We start from the raw sequence: 15208 nt of genomic DNA, 5'->3' as shown, positions 1-15208 counted from the left end.
AACCCCCAGAGGTCACCCGCCCGGAGCGGCGCATTGTTCCGCAATTCATGTGCCGCTCCGGCTCAAAGTTCCACCTGCCCCGATCGCGGAGGCCATGCGGCCGGCGATACGGCCAGTGCACGCGATGGGGGCAAGTCGGTGGGGGATGGGCCCGCCCGCACCCCCGGGCGGGCCCAGACACCGCTCGCGCCCGCCGGAAACTGTGGCAGCTAAGGGCAATCCCCTGGCCCCGCTTCGGACTTGATACACCCTGACGGTTTAGCTCCTGGCAAGGAAAAGTCCTTCCAGCGCCGGGAACCGTGCCATGATTCCAAAGTGCTTCCACTTCATCTGGGTCGGTGACGAGAGCCGCCGGCCGGACAACTGCATCGCCACATGGCGCCAGGCCCATCCGGACTGGGAGTTTCGCCTCTGGGGCAATGCCGAACTGGACGGCCGCGACTGGATCAATGCCCGGCACATCGCGCAGATGCGCCCGCGCGAACTAAACGGCGTTGCCGACATGATGCGCTGGGAAATCCTCCTCGAACATGGCGGTGTCGTCTTCGATGCGGACAGCATCTGCACCCGCCCCCTGGGCGACGAACTGCTCGCCTGCGAAGCCTTCGCCTGCTGGGAAAGCGAGATCGCGCGCCCCGGCCTCATCGCCGCCGGATACTTCGGCTGCACGCCGGGCAATCACTTCGTCAGGCAGATCGTGGAGGACATCGCCGCCAGCCCCTCCGTCATCGGCGACATGGCGTGGAAGACCGTGGGGCCGCAGCGCCTGACCGACTGCTATCGCAAGTTCGCCTATACGCCGCTGCGCATCTATCCAAGCCACTACTTCATACCGCGCCACTTCACCGGATTGACTTATGGCGGCAGCGATCCGGTCTATGCCCACCAGCTCTGGGGTTCGACGCTGCGCAGCTACGAGGACATGCACAAGGCCGATGTGGCGGCACTTGCCCAGGCCTCCTCCAGATCCTCGTCCCCTCATGCCCCCGCCCCGGCCACATCTCCCGATCCGCAGAAAGTGGAGGCTACCGCGCCTTCGGAGAAAGCCTCGCCGCTCGAACGGATTCATGCGCCCTATTTCCTCCAGCGCGTGCCGGTCGGCGCGGAACTGGCCTCGCTCGGCCGGATGGATGTCTTCGCCAGCCTGCTCGCCGGTCAGCGCGTGCTTCATGTCGGCTGCGCGGACTGGCCGATCACCGATCCGCAGACCTCGCTTCACGTCCGGCTGGAAGCGCACTGCGCGCAGCTTGACGGGATCGACCCTCACGGAGAGGCTCTCGAACAGCTTCGCCCTTTCGTGAAAGGCGCGCTGTTCACGGATTTCTCGCAAGTGACGGGCAGCTACGACGTCGTGCTGGTTCCCGAAGTGATGGAGCATGTCCCCGATGTCGCCGGGTTCCTGGCGCAGATCCAGTCGGTCGACGCCGGGCTGTTCCTGATCTCCGTTCCCGACGCCTTCCAGTGCCGCGCCCGCCATTTCGACTATGTGGCGGAAACTGAAACCTTCCTCGAAGGCGTCCACCCCGACCACAACGTCTGGTATACGCCCTATACTTTCGCCAACACCTTGCGGAAATACAGCGATCTGGAATTGCAGCGCATGTGGTTCTTCAACCGCATCTCGCTGCTGGCGCTGCTCAGCAAGCCCGCGCTGGCCCGGGCCGCCTGATGCGCGGCACCCCAGTCAAAGGATATCCGCCACGCCTTCAAGGCTGCCGCGCAGTTTCGCGAGCGCCTGCGCCTTGAGCTGGTGGACACGCGGGATCGAGACCTGCAATACCTGCGCGATCTCGGCAAGGTTCAGCTCCTCCACGAAGTAGAGCTGTACCACCAGCTGCAGCCGATCGGGAAGATCGGCGATCGCCTCCACCACGGCCCCGCGCAGTTCCTCGTCCGCCAGCAGCGCAAGACTGTCCGGGCGTTCGTCGGCAAAGGCCATGTTCTGGTCTGTATAGACCTCGTCGATGGACTCGAAGTGCAGCGGCTGGCTGGACCCGCGCAGCGCGGCAAGTTCCGCCTCCTCGATGCCCATCGCCCCGGCCAGCTCGTGCGGCAGCGGATCGCGGCCGAGAATGCCGCGCAGTTCGGTCTCCTTTCCCGCAAGCTGGCGCCGCCGCTCGCTCGCCCCGCGCGACATCGGCACGGTCCGGCGGATGAGATCGACCATGGCCCCGCGCACGCGCATCTTGGCATAGGCGGCAAACCCGTCCTCCGTTGGGCCCTGATGCTTCTGCGCGCATTCGGTGAGCGCCACGAGCCCGGCCTGGATCAGGTCCTCCAGCTCGATTCCCGGCCTCCCGCTGCCGTGGATATGCCAGGCGAGGCGCCGGACCATCGGCAGGAAGCGGCGGACACGGTCTGCCACGTCGCCCTGATAGGCCCCCGCGACGCGGCTTGCATAGGCGCTGAAGCCCCTCTGGTCCTGTTTCATGCGGCCATGCTTTCGGCTTGTTCGGGATGGGGAAGGCCGGGCGCCATGCGCTCCGGCTGCGCCGCGCCGACGACATCGACGACTTCGATCGGCTGGGTCGGCGGCAGTTCGGCGATGGAAAGCACCAGGCATGCCGGCGCGCGCAGGCGCAGCAGCGCGGATAGCGCCCGGCGCGCACGCGGCTGGACGACCAGTGCCAGCGGCACTTCGCCGGGCCCCCGCTCGGCGCTCAGCGCGGCGACACGCTCGCCGATCATGCGGGCGAGGTCCGGCTCGATCACCGGCTGTCCGGTTACCGGATCGACCATGCCCTGCACGATCGCCGCTTCGAGCCCGGCATCGAGCGTGATGACCGGCAGGCGCTCATGCGGCGGGCAGATCCGGCCGACGATCAGCGCCCCGAGATCGGCCCGCATCAGTTCGACCAGCCGCTCGTGATCGACGGTCTGCTGCACCGCCCGGCTCAGGCTGGCAAGGATCGGCAGCGGATGCGCGATCGGGATACCGTCCTCCAGCAAGGCGCGCAGCAGGCGGGTCATCGCGGCGAGGGACAACGGCTGCGGATGGATCGTCTCCACCAGACCGGCCGAATGCTCCTTGATCCCCTCGAGAAGTGCTCTCACCTCGTCCGGACCAAGCAGGTCGTGCGACCGTTCGGAAAGGAGCTGGTTGAGGTGGGTGGCGATCACGGTGCCCGCATCCACGGTGAGGAAGCCCTCGGCCGTGGCATGATCGCGCGCGGCGGGATCGATCCACAGCGCCGGGCAGCCGAAACTCGGATCGCGGGTGGCCTCGCCGCGAAGGCCGTGACTGGCCCGGGCCTCTCCCGCGTCGATGGCGAGTATGCGGTCTGCACGTATCGTTGCGCTGCCCAGCGTCACGCCGCCAAGCACGATGCGATAGTCATGGGGCGGCATGTCGAGCGCATCGCGGACGCGGAACTGCGGGACGATGAAGCCGAACGACTGGCTGAGCTGCTTGCGCACCCCGGTCACCCGGCTGACCAGCGGCGAACCGCGACGCTCGTCGACGAGCTGGACCAGCCCGTATCCCAGTTCGATGGTGACGAGCGTGTGGTCGGAAACATCCTCCAGCACGATCCGCGAGGGATCGGCCACGGGCGGCGCCTCAAGCACCGGCAAGGGCACCGCCTGATGCCTGCGCAGCACGTGCCAGAGCCAGAAGGCAAGCGCCGCCGCGGGCAGGAACACCATCTGCGGCATGGCCGGGATCAGGCCGATGGCGGTCAGCACCACGCCGACCGGCAGCCAGGTGCGCGGATCGGCGAACTGGCCGCCGATCTGCCCGGCAAGATCCCGGCTGTCGGAAACGCGCGTGACGATCACGGCCGCCGCGATCGACAGCAGCAGCGAGGGCACTTGCGCCACAAGGGCATCGCCGATGGCGAGGGTGATGTAGGTCTGCGCCGCCTCGGTGGCGGAAAGCCCGTGGCTTATCATGCCCAGGCAAAAGCCCGCGACGATGTTGACGCCCAGGATCAGCAGCGCGGCAATGGCGTCGCCTTTCACGAACTTGCTGGAACCGTCCATCGAGCCGTAGAAATCCGCCTCGGTCGCCACTTCGCGGCGGCGGGCCTTGGCTTCGTCGGCGGTCATCAGTCCCGCGGCGAGATCGGCGTCGATCGCCATCTGTTTGCCCGGCAACGCGTCCAGCGTGAAGCGCGCGGAGACTTCCGAAACGCGGCCGGCCCCCTTGGTCACGACCACGAGGTTGATGATCATCAGGATCAGGAAGACGAAGATGCCGACGGCGAAATTGCCGCCGATCAGGAACTTGCCGAAGGATTCGATGACCACCCCCGCCGCCGCCTCACCCTCGTGCCCATGGACCAGCACGACACGGGTGGACGCCACGTTGAGCGCAAGGCGCAGCAGCGTCGCGAAAAGCAGGACAGAGGGGAAAGACGAGAAATCGAGCGGCTTTTCCGCATTCATCGCCGCCATGAGGATGGCTAGCGAAAGCGCGATGTTGAGCACGAACGACACGTCGAGCACGAAGGCCGGCACCGGCACGATCATCAGCACGATCAGCGTGAGGATGCCTGCCGGAAGTGCCATCGCCCCGATATCGCCGAAACGGCGCAGGAGCCGGTTCACAGGCCAAGCCCCGCAAGTCGGGCATAGGCATCGCGGACGTGCGCGGGCGCACTGCTGCCCGCCGCGTTGAACATGCCTCGCAGCGTTTCGGCCATCGAGGTGCGCGGCGCGGATTGCGCGCCGGCCTCCGCCGCAGCCTCGCGGAATGCGCGCGCGATCGGCCCGGACGGCGCCTGCGCCGCGCCAGAGGCATAAGTGGATGCGTAAGCGGGGGCTCCATCCCAGCCCTCTCCATCGAAGCCGCCTTCCATCGCGCCTGCCATCTTGGCACGCATGAGGTCCATCACCCCGCCGAGGCTGCGCGGCGAAGAACCGCCTGCTCCGTTCTGGAAGAAGATCGAACGATTGGCCGCGGCCGCAGCCGGCAGGATCGATGCCGCACTTTGCGAGGGGTCGGCAGCGAGCGCCGAGAGGAATTGTCCCGCGCCTGCCGAACCGAGGAAATGCGCGAGATAAAGCTCGGCGGAATCCGGCTCCCGGCCGAGCCGCGCCGTCAGGTCCGCCCGGTTGTCGTTCGCGAGTTCGGCCGCCATGAGCGCGGAGGCATCGGCATCGTAGCGCAGACCCATGATCTGCGCGCGGGTGCCGGGGTCGGAAAGCCCGCCGCCGCTGATCGCCTGCTGGACCCAGGCCATGCCGTGGTCCGCCGCGTGTCGGCCCAGCGTGTTCAGCCAGGTGCCGTTCGTGAACTGGAACAGTCCCGCCGCGCTGGAGGTATCGGCGTGCGCGCCCGGATCGAGGCTCGATTCCAGGCGGGCCTGCGCCATCAGGTACTGGAAGTCGACCCCGGTTGCCTGCGCCGCGCGCGCGATCGCGGCGCGCGCGCCATTCCCCTGCGCACGGGCACTGCCGCCCGCGCCGACAATTCCGGCACTCGTGACTTGTGCCTCGCTCAATGTGAAACTCCCGTTCCGATTGGTTCGGGAGCCCCTTCCGCAAGGCACGTGCCAGTTTCGGCAAGGCCCGTGCCGGATGGATCTTTTACCGGCGGGCTCAGGCGCGGCCGGCCACGAGCGCGTAGTTCGCACCGGCCCGGTAGAGCTGCGGCGCGCCCGTCAGCATGTTGAGGCGGGTGGCGACATTGGCGGCTATGATGTTGCGAACCTGACGATTTATCTCGTTCAGCCGCCGCGCCGCTTCCAGCAGGCTCCGGCACTCCTCGTCGATTTCCGCCGCCTCGACGGCATCAAGCGAGCCGCAAAGACGGTCCTTGTCGCGGGTGGCGCCGATGATGGCGTCAAGATCCAGCCCGGCAAGCGCTTGCCGCTCGCCTTCGAGAACGGCAAGCATCTGCCGCAGGATCTCGCGCAGTTCTGTGCCGCCCGCATCCGCTGCCGAAGCCGGGCCTCCGCCAGCCCGCCGGGTCATTCCTTATGACTCCTCAGCAAAACGCCTGCCGCGATCATGGCATCGGCGATCTGGGTGGGGATCACCGGATAAGTGCCGTTCTCCACCGCCTTGCGGATCTCCGCCACGCGGTCCGTATCGACCGGCACGCTGCCGGGATCGAGCGCCGAAGAAGCATCCACGGTGGGGCTGTCGGACCAGGCCGCGAGGCTCGTGGTCTGCTGGCTTGCCGTGCCGCTGGCACGTGCGAACCGGGCGTTGATCGCGCTCAGGGCGCTTGTTGATCCCACTTCGATGGGCGGCATGGTCTGGCTCCTGGAAAATTCGTTTCCCTCAAGGACGGCGCCCGGACGAAACTGTTAAGGGGTGGCCGCGGGATTTTCCCGCAAGCAGCGAACCCGGCGCTTTTGCGAGGTTAAGGCACCTGCAAGGAAACGAGACCCGGCCGGACGATCTGCGCGTGCATTTCCGCAGGCCGCCCTTTGCCCACCACCACCGGACGCACCCGGATCCACGCACCTATTGCGCCGCTTTCAAGCGCCTCGCCGGGCTGCGACACCGAAAAACCGTCACCCTCGACCGCGATGGACACGGCATCGCCCCGCTTCACCGCCAGTGCCGCCGGGGCGTCGGGAGCCGCCGGGCCGGCGCGGCGCACCGGAACGAAGAGGCGCCAGCCATCGGGATCGCCGCATTGCACGAGCACGCTGTCCTGCGCCGCGCTGCGCCATGACAGGGCAAGGCCGGTGCGGCAGGGCCTGAGCTTGAGGCGGCGATCCACCGGCGTGGCCGCACCGCCGACCGCACCCACCGGAAAGCCGGTGAACACGGCAACCTGGCGGTCCACCGCATCGAGATCGGCAAAGCCGCCCAAGGCCGTTCCAGCGGCAAGGAGCAGGGCGGCAATCATCTAAATCCTGTCATCGGGGGCGCTCTCCTTCGCCGGGGGTCTTCCTCCTTTCCAGCAAGGTTCGTGCCATGGCCCCGGCCGCGCCTTGCGATGCGGCGACATCGAACGCGAGGACCACCCGGGCAGGCCCCTCGCCCGGTTCGACGACGATCCTTGCTTCACGCCCCGCCGCGCCCGCTTCGCGCGCCAGCCGCCCCGCCTCCGACATCGCCCGCGCCAGATCGCCGGATGCGGGACCGTAAGGCGCGGCCACCGTCAGGCGCTGGCGCGGATCGCCCGCCTGCTGCGCCAGCCAGCGGGCAAGCGGCGGAGCGCCGGGCGCGGCGATGTAGACCGCCAGCGGCGTTCCCTCCGGCGAGGAAGCCGAAGCGGCGGCAGGTGCCTCGCGAAGCTCGGCGCGCTCCACTTTCGCTTTCCGGAGATGATCCTGCTGGCGGCTGATGGCGGCAGCGGAGATCATGAAAAGGATGAGCGAGAGATCGGCCAGCGAAGTCTGCCAGCTCGCGGCGGTGCGTGCGCTCACGAATGCGCCTCCGCCACTTCGCGCCCGGCGCGCCCGGCATGTTCGGCGCGCTCAGTGCTGGGGAGCGCGTCGGCGACCTGGCCTTCCAGCCAGTCTATCACCGTCTGCCGGTCCCGCTCCTCGTCAGCAGCACGGCGCGCCACCACCCGGGCCAACGGCGTGAACAGGAGGTTGCCGAGCAGCAGCCCGTAAAGCGTCGTCAGCACCGCCATGGAGATGGCGACGGAAAAGTCCGCTTCGGGCTGATCGAGCGGCGGAAGCTGGTTCAACGCGACGAGCGTGCCCGCCAGCCCGAAAACCGGCGAAAGGTCCGCCGCCTGGATGAAAGTGCGCACCGCGCGCTGGCTCCTTTCGATGCGGCGGCGTTTGTGTGCGGCATGCGCCAGTTGCAGCGCGCCGAGCGAGCGGCTGCCGATCAGCATGGCGGTCGCCTCGTCGAACTCGGCATCGCCGGTGGCGGCAGGCTGGGATCGGATCACCCCGTCCCGCCGGATCTCCTGCACCTGCACCGCCATCTCCGCCCGCGCGCGCTCGGGATCGAAGGGGCGGCGAAACAGGGCGGCGAGCACCCCTGCGGCGGTAATGCAATCGCTCAGCCCGCAGCGCAGGATCGTGGCGATCACGGTGCCTCCCACCACGATCAGGGCGCTGGCGGGGTCCAGAAGATGTTCGGGCTGCATGGCGGGCGCTTCTCCTTCTCACCCGCAGAACGGCAGTTTTCGCGGAGTTTCAGCCCCGGACGCGCCTTGCCGCAAAACCGGCAAACCCTTGCCGCCCGACAGGCCCGCCCCTGCCCGGGCCGCAGCGGAGAAAGCCGGGAAATCCGGCGCTTGGGCGGATTGGCACACCCCTTGCGGTGAAAAGCGGCGAACACTCTCTGGAGCTGCAACACCATGCCACAGGACCTGTTCGGGATTCATGCCGCCGCACTGGAGCTTCGCTCGCAGCGCATGGGCCTGATCGCCTCGAACATCGCCAATGCCGCCACGCCCGGATACAAGGCGCGCGACATCGATTTCACCGCCGCCCTGCGCTCGGCGGAGCGCGGCGTCGGCCTTGCCGATGCCGCCGAAGGCGCCGCGCTCTACCGTGTGCCGGTCATGCCCTCGCTCGACGGCAATACGGTAGAGCTCCAGAACGAGCAGCTCGCCTTTTCCGAGAACGCGGTGGGCTATTCGGCCACGCTCCAGTTCATCCGGGGGCGGGTCGAAACCGTCACCCGCGCGCTGAAGGGCGAATGACGATGCCCGCCAGCCGCGAACCGATGACGATGTTCACCCTCGCCCAGCGCGGCATGTCCGCGCAGCTCGTGCGGATGAACGCCGCCGCCTCCAACCTCGCCAATGCGGGGACCGTCTCGGGCAGCGAGGAACAGGCCTACAAGCCGATCCGCACCGTTTTCGCCGAAGACCTCGACCAGGCCAGCGGCCTCGCCTCGGTTTCCGTCCAGGGCGTGATGCGGGAAGGCGCCGCCGCCGTGCGCCAGCACAGCCCCGACCATCCGCTCGCCGATGCGAACGGCGATGTCTGGACCGCTCCGGTCGATGAGAACGCGGAGATGGTCGAAATGCTCGAAGCCTCGCGCCAGTACCAGAACCTGGTCGAGGCCCTCTCCACCGCGAAGCAGCTCATGCTCGACACGATGAGGCTGAAATGACCGTTATCACCACCAATGCCGTTACATCGGCCGCGAGCACCGCCTCGACCTCGAGCGGAAAGACCTCGCTGGGCGATCTCGACCAGGGCGATTTCCTGAAGCTGATGCTGGCGCAGATGAAGCAGCAGGACCCGTTCGACCCGATGGACCAGACCCAGATGCTCGCCCAGATGGCGCAGTTCTCGTCCCTCGCCGGCACGACCGAGATGGCGGACACGCTCAAGGCCATCTCCTCCAAGCTCGATACCCTCGTAAGCGCGCAGAACGCCACGCAGGCGGCGATCGCCGCGCTGGCCGCCAGCGGCAACTGACCCCCGTTTCCAGGAGAATCCGATGTCCTTCTACACTTCCCTCACCGGGCTGAAGAACGCCCAGACCGACCTCAACGTCATCTCGAACAACATCGCCAATGCCGAGACTTCCGGTTTCAAGAAGAGCAACACCGCCTTCGCCGACATCGTCTCGTCCTCGATCCTGACCGACCCCACGCTGACCACCGGCATCGGCGCCCGCGTCGCCTCGATCAAGCAGGACTTCGGCCTCGGCGCGATGGAGCAGACCGGATCGGCACTCGACGTGGCGATCAACGGCGAGGGCTTCTTCACCGTCGCCTCGCCGCTTTCCGGCGCGATCCAGTATACCCGCGCCGGTTCGTTCTCGGTGGACGGGGACGGCTATATCCACAATGCGCAGGGCGCCCGGCTCCAGGTCTTCCCGGTCGACGCCAGCGGCGCGGTTTCCGGCACGACCCCGCTTTCCGCGCAGATCCCGGCAACCAATGCCGCCGGTTCGGAATTCGCGGGCGTCACCATCGAGCCCACCGGCGAAGTCGTCGCGACATATGCCGATGCCTCGAACGTCACCATCGGCGTCGTCGCGCTGGCCTCGTTCATCGCGCCCAACGGGCTCAAGCAACTGGGCGACGCCTCATGGTCGGCCACCGGACGCTCCGGCGCGGCGACTTATGGCCAGCCGGGCTCCGGCCTCTACGGCAGCCTGCTCTCGGGCTCGATCGAGCGATCGAATGTCGATCTTTCGGAAGAGCTGGTCAGCCTGATCACCGCGCAGCGCAATTTCCAGGCCAATGCCAAGGCCGTGGATACCGCCTCGCAGATCTCGCAGACGATCATCAACCTGCGGACCTGATCGCAGCCGCCATGGACCGCCTGATCTACACCGCCGTCTCGGGAATGAACGCCTCGCTCAACCGCGAGCGCGTGATCGCGAGCAACATGGCCAATTCGCAGACCATCGGCTTCCGCGCCGAGATCCTGCAGGCCACGCCGAACACACTGGAAGGGCCGCAGCTCGAAGTTCGGGCGCTTTCGGGCACCGAAGTCAGCGGCGCCTCGATGAAGGCCGGGACGGTGAACCGCACCGGCCAGCCGCTCGACGTGGCCATGCAGGGAGACACCATGCTGGCGGTGCAGGCAGGCGACGGCGGCGAAGCCTATACCCGTCGGGGCGACCTCTCGGTCACGGTGACGGGCGTGCTCCAGAACGGCGACGGCCTGCCCGTGCTGGGCGAGAGCGGACCGATCACGCTGCCGCCGGGCTCCGGCGTCACCATCGCCCAGGACGGCGGCATCCTCGTCACCGACCCCGCCACCCCCGGCGATCCGCCGCAGCGGGTGGACCGGCTAAAGCTGGTGGACCCCAGCGGATCGCAGATCGCCAAGGACCTGACCGGCGTGTTCCGGGTCGCGGGAGGCGGCGTACTGCCGGAGGACGAGAACGCCAGCGTGATCCCCGGCGCGCTCGAAGGCTCCAATGTCTCTCCGTCGGAAGTGCTGACCGAGATGATCTCGGCCCAGCGCCTGTTCGACATGCGCACCAAGCTCGTCGAGACCGCCCGCCAGCTCGACGAAGGCAGCGTGCGCCTGATGCGCATCGATAGCTGAGGAAACCACGACAATGCCCACTTCCGCTCTACAGGTCGCCCGCACCGGGCTGGAGGCGCAGGACACGCGGATGCGCGTGATCGCCAACAACCTGGCCAACGTCAGCACCACCGCCTTCAAGAAGGACCGCGCCAACTTCGCCACGCTGGCCTACCAGGATTCCCGCGTGGCAGGCGCCCAGTCTTCGAGCGAGACGACTTACGCCACCGGGCTCAACCTCGGCACCGGCGTGGCGGTGCAGTCCACCAGCCGCATGGAGACGCAAGGCTCGCTCCAGACCACCGGCAATACCTTCGACCTCGCGCTCGATGGGCAGGGCTATTTCCAGATCGCCCTGCCCGGCGGCGAACTGGCCTATACCCGCGCGGGCAATTTCACCCGCTCGCCGCAGGGTGAGCTGGTCACGTCGCAGGGCTACCTGCTTCAGCCGCCGATCACCGTTCCCGAAGGCGCGACCTCGATCACGGTCTCGGAGGACGGCACGGTGTCGGCCCAGGTGGCCGGACAGACCGAACCGAGCGAGCTGGGCCAGATCAGCATCGCGCAGTTCACCAATCCGGCGGCGCTTCAGGCCGCCTCCGACAACTTCCTGCGCGAGACCGCCGCCAGCGGCCCGGTGCAGCTTGGCATCGCCGGAGAGGAAGGGCGCGGCATGATCCGGCAGGGGATGCTGGAAGGCTCGAACGTCAACATCGTCGAGGAGCTGGTCGACATGATCGAGACCCAGCGCGCCTACGAGATCAATTCGAAGATGATCTCGGCGGTGGACGAGATGCTGCGCAACGCGAACCAGACGTTGTGATGGCCATGGGTCGCACATTCCTGCTGGCCTCGGCGGCGTTCATGGCCATTGCCGCGCCGCCGGTGTTCGCAAAGAAGCCCCCCAGGCCCTCGGGCTTCGAGCCGACGCTTCCCGTGCCGCCCGCCGCGCAGCCGCAGGCGGCCACCGGCGGCATCTTCAGCGTCTCGGCCGGCTATGCCCCGCTTTACGGCGGCACCCGCGCGGCGCGCGTGGGCGATCCGCTGACGATCCTGCTGGTGGAATCGACCACCGCCGCCAAGACCGCCGGCTCCAAGAGCCAGAAAGGCGGCGGCGCCTCGATCACCCCGCCGACATCGGGGCCGCTGTCGTTCCTCAACCCCAATGCCCTTAACGCCAGCTCATCCTCGACGTTCAATGGTCAGGGCAGCGCCACGCAGACCAGTTCGCTGAGTTCCGTGCTGTCCGTGACCATTGCCGAACTGCGCCCCAACGGGACCGCGCTCGTGAGAGGAGAGAAGAAGATGCTCGTCAGCCAGGGAGACGAATGGGTCCGGTTCTCCGGCATCGTCCGCCTCGCCGACATCGACGAGGACAATACCGTCGCCTCGACGCGCATCGCCGACGCTCATATCGAATATACCGGCAAAGGCGCCATCATGCGCAGCGGCCGCCAGGGCTGGCTCGGCCAGTTCTTCAACATGATCTCGCCGTTCTGATGACCATGGCCTCCCTCTCCCGGCGCTGGCTGCCCACGCTGATCGCGGCCCTCGTGGTCCTGCTGATCGTGTTCCTCGCACCCGTCCATGCCCATGCCGAGCGCGTGCGCGACCTTGGCCAGTTCCAGGGCGTGCGCTCGAACCAGCTCACCGGCTACGGCGTGGTCGTCGGCCTGCCGGGCACCGGGGACGACAATCTCGAATATACGACACAGGCGATGAAGGGCGTCTCGGGCCGCATGGGGCTGACGCTGCCGCCCGGCATCTCGCCCGGCCTCAAGAACGCCGCCGCCGTCATGGTCACGGCGGACCTGCCCGCCTTCGCCAAGCCCGGCCAGCGCATCGACGTGACCGTCTCCACGATCGGCAAGGCCAAGAGCCTGCGCGGCGGGGCGCTGATCCTCACCCCGCTCTATGGTGCGGACGGGCAGATCTACGCCATGGCGCAGGGCAACCTCGCGGTCGGCGGGCTCGGCGTCTCGGCGCGCGACGGTTCGAACGTAACCATCAACATCCCGACCGTGGGCCGCATCGCCGAAGGCGGCAGCGTCGAACGCGCGGTCGCCACCGGCTTCGAGGACGGCAGCACACTGCGCTGGAACCTCTTCACGTCCGACTTCCTGACCGCCGCCCGCGTGCGCGATGCGATCAACATGCGCCTGCCCGGAACCGCCACCGTCGAGGACGGCGTGACCGTGGCCCTGCGCCTGCCCGCCGAGGCCGATACCCGCGCCTCGATGATGGCGGCGATCGAGATGATCGATGTCGACCCCGCCGAAACGCCGGCGCGCGTCATCATCAACAGCCGCACCGGCACGGTCGTCATCAACTCGGCCGTGCGCCTGTCGCCCGCCGCGATCAGCCATGGCAAGCTCACCGTGCGCATCCAGGAAAACCCCACGGTCGTCCAGCCCGCGCCGTTCAGCCGGGGCCGTACCGAAGTGGAGGAGCATTCCGCGATCACCACTGACGAGGAGAAGCGCTCGGTCGCCCTGTTCAGGGGCGGGGCCTCGCTCTCGCGCGTGGTCGATGCGCTCAACCTGCTGGGCGTTACCCCTTCGGACCTCGTGGCGATCCTGGAAGCGCTGAAGCAGGCCGGCGCCCTGAAAGCCGAAATGGTAGTGATATGAGCACGATTCCCTCCACTCTCCCGGGCATGAAGATCGCGCCCGGCGCCACCGACCGCGAAAAGCTGGCCGCCACCGCCCGGCAGTTCGAGGCCATGTTCGTGCGCCAAATGCTGGCCGAGGCGCGCAAGAGCCACTTCGGCGGCGAGCAGCTTTTCTCCAGCCAGGCGCTCGATACCTTCAACCAGATGCAGGACGAGCATTTTGCCGACGTGACCGCGCAAAGCGGCGTGCTGGGCCTCGCCAGGATCATCGAGGACCAGATGGCGCGGTTCGTGGCCGGATCCTCGTCAGCCCCGGGACAGGCGCCTTCGTCGAGCGACGCACCCTCCGATACCGCATCTTCCGCTCATGCAGAAGCGAAGGCGAAGTAAGCCATGGCCGCCGACCTCATCACCATTGCCCGTTCCGGCACTCGCGCCGCCAAGGCCGCGCTGGACGTGACCGCGCAGAACATCGCCAACGCCTCGTCCGAAGGCTATGTCCGCCGCAGCATCTCGCTGTCCGAACTGGCGATCAATTCGGTCGCCTCCTCGCCGGGCGCGCTCAACCTCGCGGGCGTTCGCGTTACCGGGATCGTGCGCAATGCGGACATGTTCCGCCAGTCCGAAGTGCGCCGCACCGGCTCGGACGCCGCCCGCGCCGGCGCCGAAGTGCAGGGCCTGGAGAATATAGAAAGCGCGGTCGAGCAGACCGGCGTCTACGATGCGATCGTGGATTTCGAAGCCGCGCTGAAGCAACTCCTGTCCGACCCTACCGACGGTTCGCTGCGCGCCTCGGCGCTGGAGCAGGGCCGCACGCTGGCGCAGACCTTCAACACGGCCGCCTCCAGCCTCGACGCGGTGGGCCAGGGCCTGCGCTTCGAGGCGCAGGACGGTGTCGATTCGGTCAACACCACCGCCGCCGAACTGGCGCGCGTCAACTTGCGCCTCGCCCGCGCATCCGACGCATCGAGCGACCAGACCAGCCTGCTGGACCAGCGCGATTCCCTGCTGGAGAAGCTGAGCGGGCAAGTGGACATCTCCACCACGTTCGCATCGGACGGCTCGGTCCAGGTGCGGATCGGCGGTGCGGGCGGCCCCAGCCTCGTGAGCGGCGGCAGCGCCGCGCCCCTCGCCATGGCCACCGCCGCGGACGGCACGATCTCCTTCACGCTGGGCGGTACGGCGGCAACGCTTTCCTCCGGCGCGCTGGCGGGCAAGGGACAGGCGCTGACCGAGCTCGCCGCCGTGCACGACCAGCTCGATGCCATTGCCTCGGGCGTGATCTCGACGCTCAATACCGCGCAAACCGCGGGCGCCGACCTTGCCGGGGCAAGCGGCCAGCCGATGTTCTCCGGCACCGACGCATCGACCATGGCGATCGCCCTCGCCAGCGGCAGCCAGATCGCGACCGCTCCCGCAGGCTCGGGCGCCAACAGCCGTGACACCTCCAACCTCGTCGCCATGCGCAGCGCGCTGGACAGTGCCGATCCGGCCGGTGCCATGGACACCCTGCTGTTCGGGATTTCCAGTGCCGTCGCCGGGCGCACCGTCACCCGCGACGCACTGGAATCCATCGCCGGGACCGCCAAGGTCGCGCTCCAGGCACAGGCGGGCGTCGATCTCGACGAGGAGGCCATCAACCTCACCCGCTTCCAGCAGGCCTATCAGGCTTCGGGCCGGGTCATGCAGGTCGCTTCCGACATCTTCGATTCCATCCTCGCCATCAGGTAAC

At 67.9% G+C, this 15208-nt stretch carries 19 protein-coding genes; 11 read left to right on the top strand and 8 right to left on the bottom strand.

Annotation, left to right across the window (positions count from 1 at the left end; genetic code table 11):
- Positions 1-304 precede the first annotated feature (304 nt).
- On the top strand, positions 305-1669 hold the full coding sequence (locus ACLIMP_RS05535) for a glycosyltransferase (RefSeq protein ID WP_324698055.1): 1365 nt from the start codon (positions 305-307) through the stop codon (positions 1667-1669).
- A 15-nt stretch (positions 1670-1684) separates the two neighbouring features.
- On the opposite strand, the gene ACLIMP_RS05530 is transcribed toward ACLIMP_RS05535, so the two are convergent.
- The 8 genes from ACLIMP_RS05530 to ACLIMP_RS05495 all read right to left on the bottom strand — a co-directional run bounded on the left by ACLIMP_RS05530 (position 1685) and on the right by ACLIMP_RS05495 (position 8008).
- Complete coding sequence (locus ACLIMP_RS05530; RefSeq protein WP_324698053.1) at positions 1685-2431, bottom strand: sigma-70 family RNA polymerase sigma factor; 747 nt, start codon at positions 2429-2431, stop codon at positions 1685-1687.
- Positions 2428-4509 carry a flagellar biosynthesis protein FlhA gene (locus ACLIMP_RS05525; protein ID WP_185998864.1) on the bottom strand — a complete coding sequence of 694 codons (2082 nt, stop codon included), beginning with the start codon at positions 4507-4509 and terminating at the stop codon, positions 2428-2430. Before ACLIMP_RS05525 ends, ACLIMP_RS05530 begins: the two co-directional genes overlap by 4 nt.
- Before the next feature lie 35 nt (positions 4510-4544).
- Positions 4545-5444, bottom strand: a complete 900-nt coding sequence (locus ACLIMP_RS05520; protein ID WP_292636610.1) for a lytic transglycosylase domain-containing protein — start codon at positions 5442-5444, stop codon at positions 4545-4547.
- A gap of 97 nt (positions 5445-5541) precedes the next feature.
- Entirely contained in the window at positions 5542-5916 is a 375-nt protein-coding gene (locus ACLIMP_RS05515; protein ID WP_324698050.1) for a flagellar protein FlgN, read from the bottom strand.
- Positions 5913-6200 carry a flagellar biosynthesis anti-sigma factor FlgM gene (gene flgM, locus ACLIMP_RS05510; RefSeq protein ID WP_054436630.1) on the bottom strand — a complete coding sequence of 96 codons (288 nt, stop codon included), beginning with the start codon at positions 6198-6200 and terminating at the stop codon, positions 5913-5915. The genes ACLIMP_RS05515 and flgM overlap by 4 nt, the downstream gene beginning before the upstream one ends.
- A gap of 110 nt (positions 6201-6310) precedes the next feature.
- Positions 6311-6805 (bottom strand): flagella basal body P-ring formation protein FlgA, encoded by a 495-nt coding sequence (locus ACLIMP_RS05505; protein WP_324698048.1) that lies wholly within the window; start codon positions 6803-6805, stop codon positions 6311-6313.
- 10 nt (positions 6806-6815) lie between these two features.
- Positions 6816-7328 carry a hypothetical protein gene (locus ACLIMP_RS05500; RefSeq protein ID WP_207906121.1) on the bottom strand — a complete coding sequence of 171 codons (513 nt, stop codon included), beginning with the start codon at positions 7326-7328 and terminating at the stop codon, positions 6816-6818.
- Positions 7325-8008, bottom strand: coding sequence for a MotA/TolQ/ExbB proton channel family protein (locus ACLIMP_RS05495; protein WP_082370276.1), 684 nt, complete (start codon positions 8006-8008; stop codon positions 7325-7327). The genes ACLIMP_RS05500 and ACLIMP_RS05495 overlap by 4 nt, the downstream gene beginning before the upstream one ends.
- Positions 8009-8221: 213 nt before the next feature.
- Here ACLIMP_RS05495 and flgB point away from each other — a divergent pair, with 213 nt between their 5' ends.
- From flgB to flgK, 10 genes are read left to right on the top strand one after another with little or no spacing between them, the layout of a single operon-like run.
- Positions 8222-8569 carry a flagellar basal body rod protein FlgB gene (flgB, locus tag ACLIMP_RS05490; RefSeq protein ID WP_054436636.1) on the top strand — a complete coding sequence of 116 codons (348 nt, stop codon included), beginning with the start codon at positions 8222-8224 and terminating at the stop codon, positions 8567-8569.
- Positions 8566-8985 carry a flagellar basal body rod protein FlgC gene (gene flgC / locus ACLIMP_RS05485; protein ID WP_324698044.1) on the top strand — a complete coding sequence of 140 codons (420 nt, stop codon included), beginning with the start codon at positions 8566-8568 and terminating at the stop codon, positions 8983-8985. Before flgB ends, flgC begins: the two co-directional genes overlap by 4 nt.
- Positions 8982-9296 carry a flagellar hook assembly protein FlgD gene (locus ACLIMP_RS05480; protein WP_054436640.1) on the top strand — a complete coding sequence of 105 codons (315 nt, stop codon included), beginning with the start codon at positions 8982-8984 and terminating at the stop codon, positions 9294-9296. Before flgC ends, ACLIMP_RS05480 begins: the two co-directional genes overlap by 4 nt.
- 22 nt (positions 9297-9318) lie before the next feature.
- Complete coding sequence (locus ACLIMP_RS05475) at positions 9319-10131, top strand: flagellar hook-basal body protein (protein ID WP_054436642.1); 813 nt, start codon at positions 9319-9321, stop codon at positions 10129-10131.
- A gap of 11 nt (positions 10132-10142) precedes the next feature.
- Complete coding sequence (locus ACLIMP_RS05470; RefSeq protein WP_324698040.1) at positions 10143-10886, top strand: flagellar basal body rod protein FlgF; 744 nt, start codon at positions 10143-10145, stop codon at positions 10884-10886.
- Positions 10887-10899: 13 nt separating this feature from the next.
- The gene (gene flgG / locus ACLIMP_RS05465) at positions 10900-11688 is read left to right on the top strand and encodes a flagellar basal-body rod protein FlgG (protein WP_054436646.1); all 789 of its coding nucleotides are present in this window, start codon (positions 10900-10902) and stop codon (positions 11686-11688) included.
- The gene (locus tag ACLIMP_RS05460; protein WP_231635793.1) at positions 11688-12365 is read left to right on the top strand and encodes a flagellar basal body L-ring protein FlgH; all 678 of its coding nucleotides are present in this window, start codon (positions 11688-11690) and stop codon (positions 12363-12365) included. Before flgG ends, ACLIMP_RS05460 begins: the two co-directional genes overlap by 1 nt.
- Complete coding sequence (locus ACLIMP_RS05455; RefSeq protein ID WP_185998070.1) at positions 12365-13495, top strand: flagellar basal body P-ring protein FlgI; 1131 nt, start codon at positions 12365-12367, stop codon at positions 13493-13495. Before ACLIMP_RS05460 ends, ACLIMP_RS05455 begins: the two co-directional genes overlap by 1 nt.
- On the top strand, positions 13492-13866 hold the full coding sequence (locus ACLIMP_RS05450) for a rod-binding protein (protein ID WP_324698036.1): 375 nt from the start codon (positions 13492-13494) through the stop codon (positions 13864-13866). Before ACLIMP_RS05455 ends, ACLIMP_RS05450 begins: the two co-directional genes overlap by 4 nt.
- Positions 13867-13869: 3 nt before the next feature.
- Complete coding sequence (gene flgK / locus ACLIMP_RS05445; RefSeq protein ID WP_324698033.1) at positions 13870-15207, top strand: flagellar hook-associated protein FlgK; 1338 nt, start codon at positions 13870-13872, stop codon at positions 15205-15207.
- Position 15208: the final 1 nt, after the last annotated feature.

Origin of the sequence: Novosphingobium aeonii, assembly GCF_052279045.1 — a bacterium.
Lineage (GTDB): Bacteria > Pseudomonadota > Alphaproteobacteria > Sphingomonadales > Sphingomonadaceae > Novosphingobium.
This window is presented reverse-complemented; position numbering and strand designations above follow the sequence as displayed.

Excerpts from the sequence above, each read along its gene's own strand:
- ACLIMP_RS05535 (WP_324698055.1), top strand. The coding sequence starts at position 305 with ATGATTCCAAAGTGCTTCCACTTCATCTGGGTCGGTGACGAGAGCCGC.
- ACLIMP_RS05530 (WP_324698053.1), bottom strand. The coding sequence starts at position 2,431 with ATGAAACAGGACCAGAGGGGCTTCAGCGCCTATGCAAGCCGCGTCGCG.
- ACLIMP_RS05525 (WP_185998864.1), bottom strand. The coding sequence starts at position 4,509 with ATGGCACTTCCGGCAGGCATCCTCACGCTGATCGTGCTGATGATCGTG.
- ACLIMP_RS05515 (WP_324698050.1), bottom strand. The coding sequence starts at position 5,916 with ATGACCCGGCGGGCTGGCGGAGGCCCGGCTTCGGCAGCGGATGCGGGC.
- flgM (WP_054436630.1), bottom strand. The coding sequence starts at position 6,200 with ATGCCGCCCATCGAAGTGGGATCAACAAGCGCCCTGAGCGCGATCAAC.
- ACLIMP_RS05505 (WP_324698048.1), bottom strand. The coding sequence starts at position 6,805 with ATGATTGCCGCCCTGCTCCTTGCCGCTGGAACGGCCTTGGGCGGCTTT.
- ACLIMP_RS05495 (WP_082370276.1), bottom strand. The coding sequence starts at position 8,008 with ATGCAGCCCGAACATCTTCTGGACCCCGCCAGCGCCCTGATCGTGGTG.
- flgB (WP_054436636.1), top strand. The coding sequence starts at position 8,222 with ATGCCACAGGACCTGTTCGGGATTCATGCCGCCGCACTGGAGCTTCGC.
- flgC (WP_324698044.1), top strand. The coding sequence starts at position 8,566 with ATGACGATGCCCGCCAGCCGCGAACCGATGACGATGTTCACCCTCGCC.
- ACLIMP_RS05480 (WP_054436640.1), top strand. The coding sequence starts at position 8,982 with ATGACCGTTATCACCACCAATGCCGTTACATCGGCCGCGAGCACCGCC.
- ACLIMP_RS05475 (WP_054436642.1), top strand. The coding sequence starts at position 9,319 with ATGTCCTTCTACACTTCCCTCACCGGGCTGAAGAACGCCCAGACCGAC.
- ACLIMP_RS05470 (WP_324698040.1), top strand. The coding sequence starts at position 10,143 with ATGGACCGCCTGATCTACACCGCCGTCTCGGGAATGAACGCCTCGCTC.
- flgG (WP_054436646.1), top strand. The coding sequence starts at position 10,900 with ATGCCCACTTCCGCTCTACAGGTCGCCCGCACCGGGCTGGAGGCGCAG.
- ACLIMP_RS05460 (WP_231635793.1), top strand. The coding sequence starts at position 11,688 with ATGGCCATGGGTCGCACATTCCTGCTGGCCTCGGCGGCGTTCATGGCC.
- ACLIMP_RS05455 (WP_185998070.1), top strand. The coding sequence starts at position 12,365 with ATGACCATGGCCTCCCTCTCCCGGCGCTGGCTGCCCACGCTGATCGCG.
- ACLIMP_RS05450 (WP_324698036.1), top strand. The coding sequence starts at position 13,492 with ATGAGCACGATTCCCTCCACTCTCCCGGGCATGAAGATCGCGCCCGGC.
- flgK (WP_324698033.1), top strand. The coding sequence starts at position 13,870 with ATGGCCGCCGACCTCATCACCATTGCCCGTTCCGGCACTCGCGCCGCC.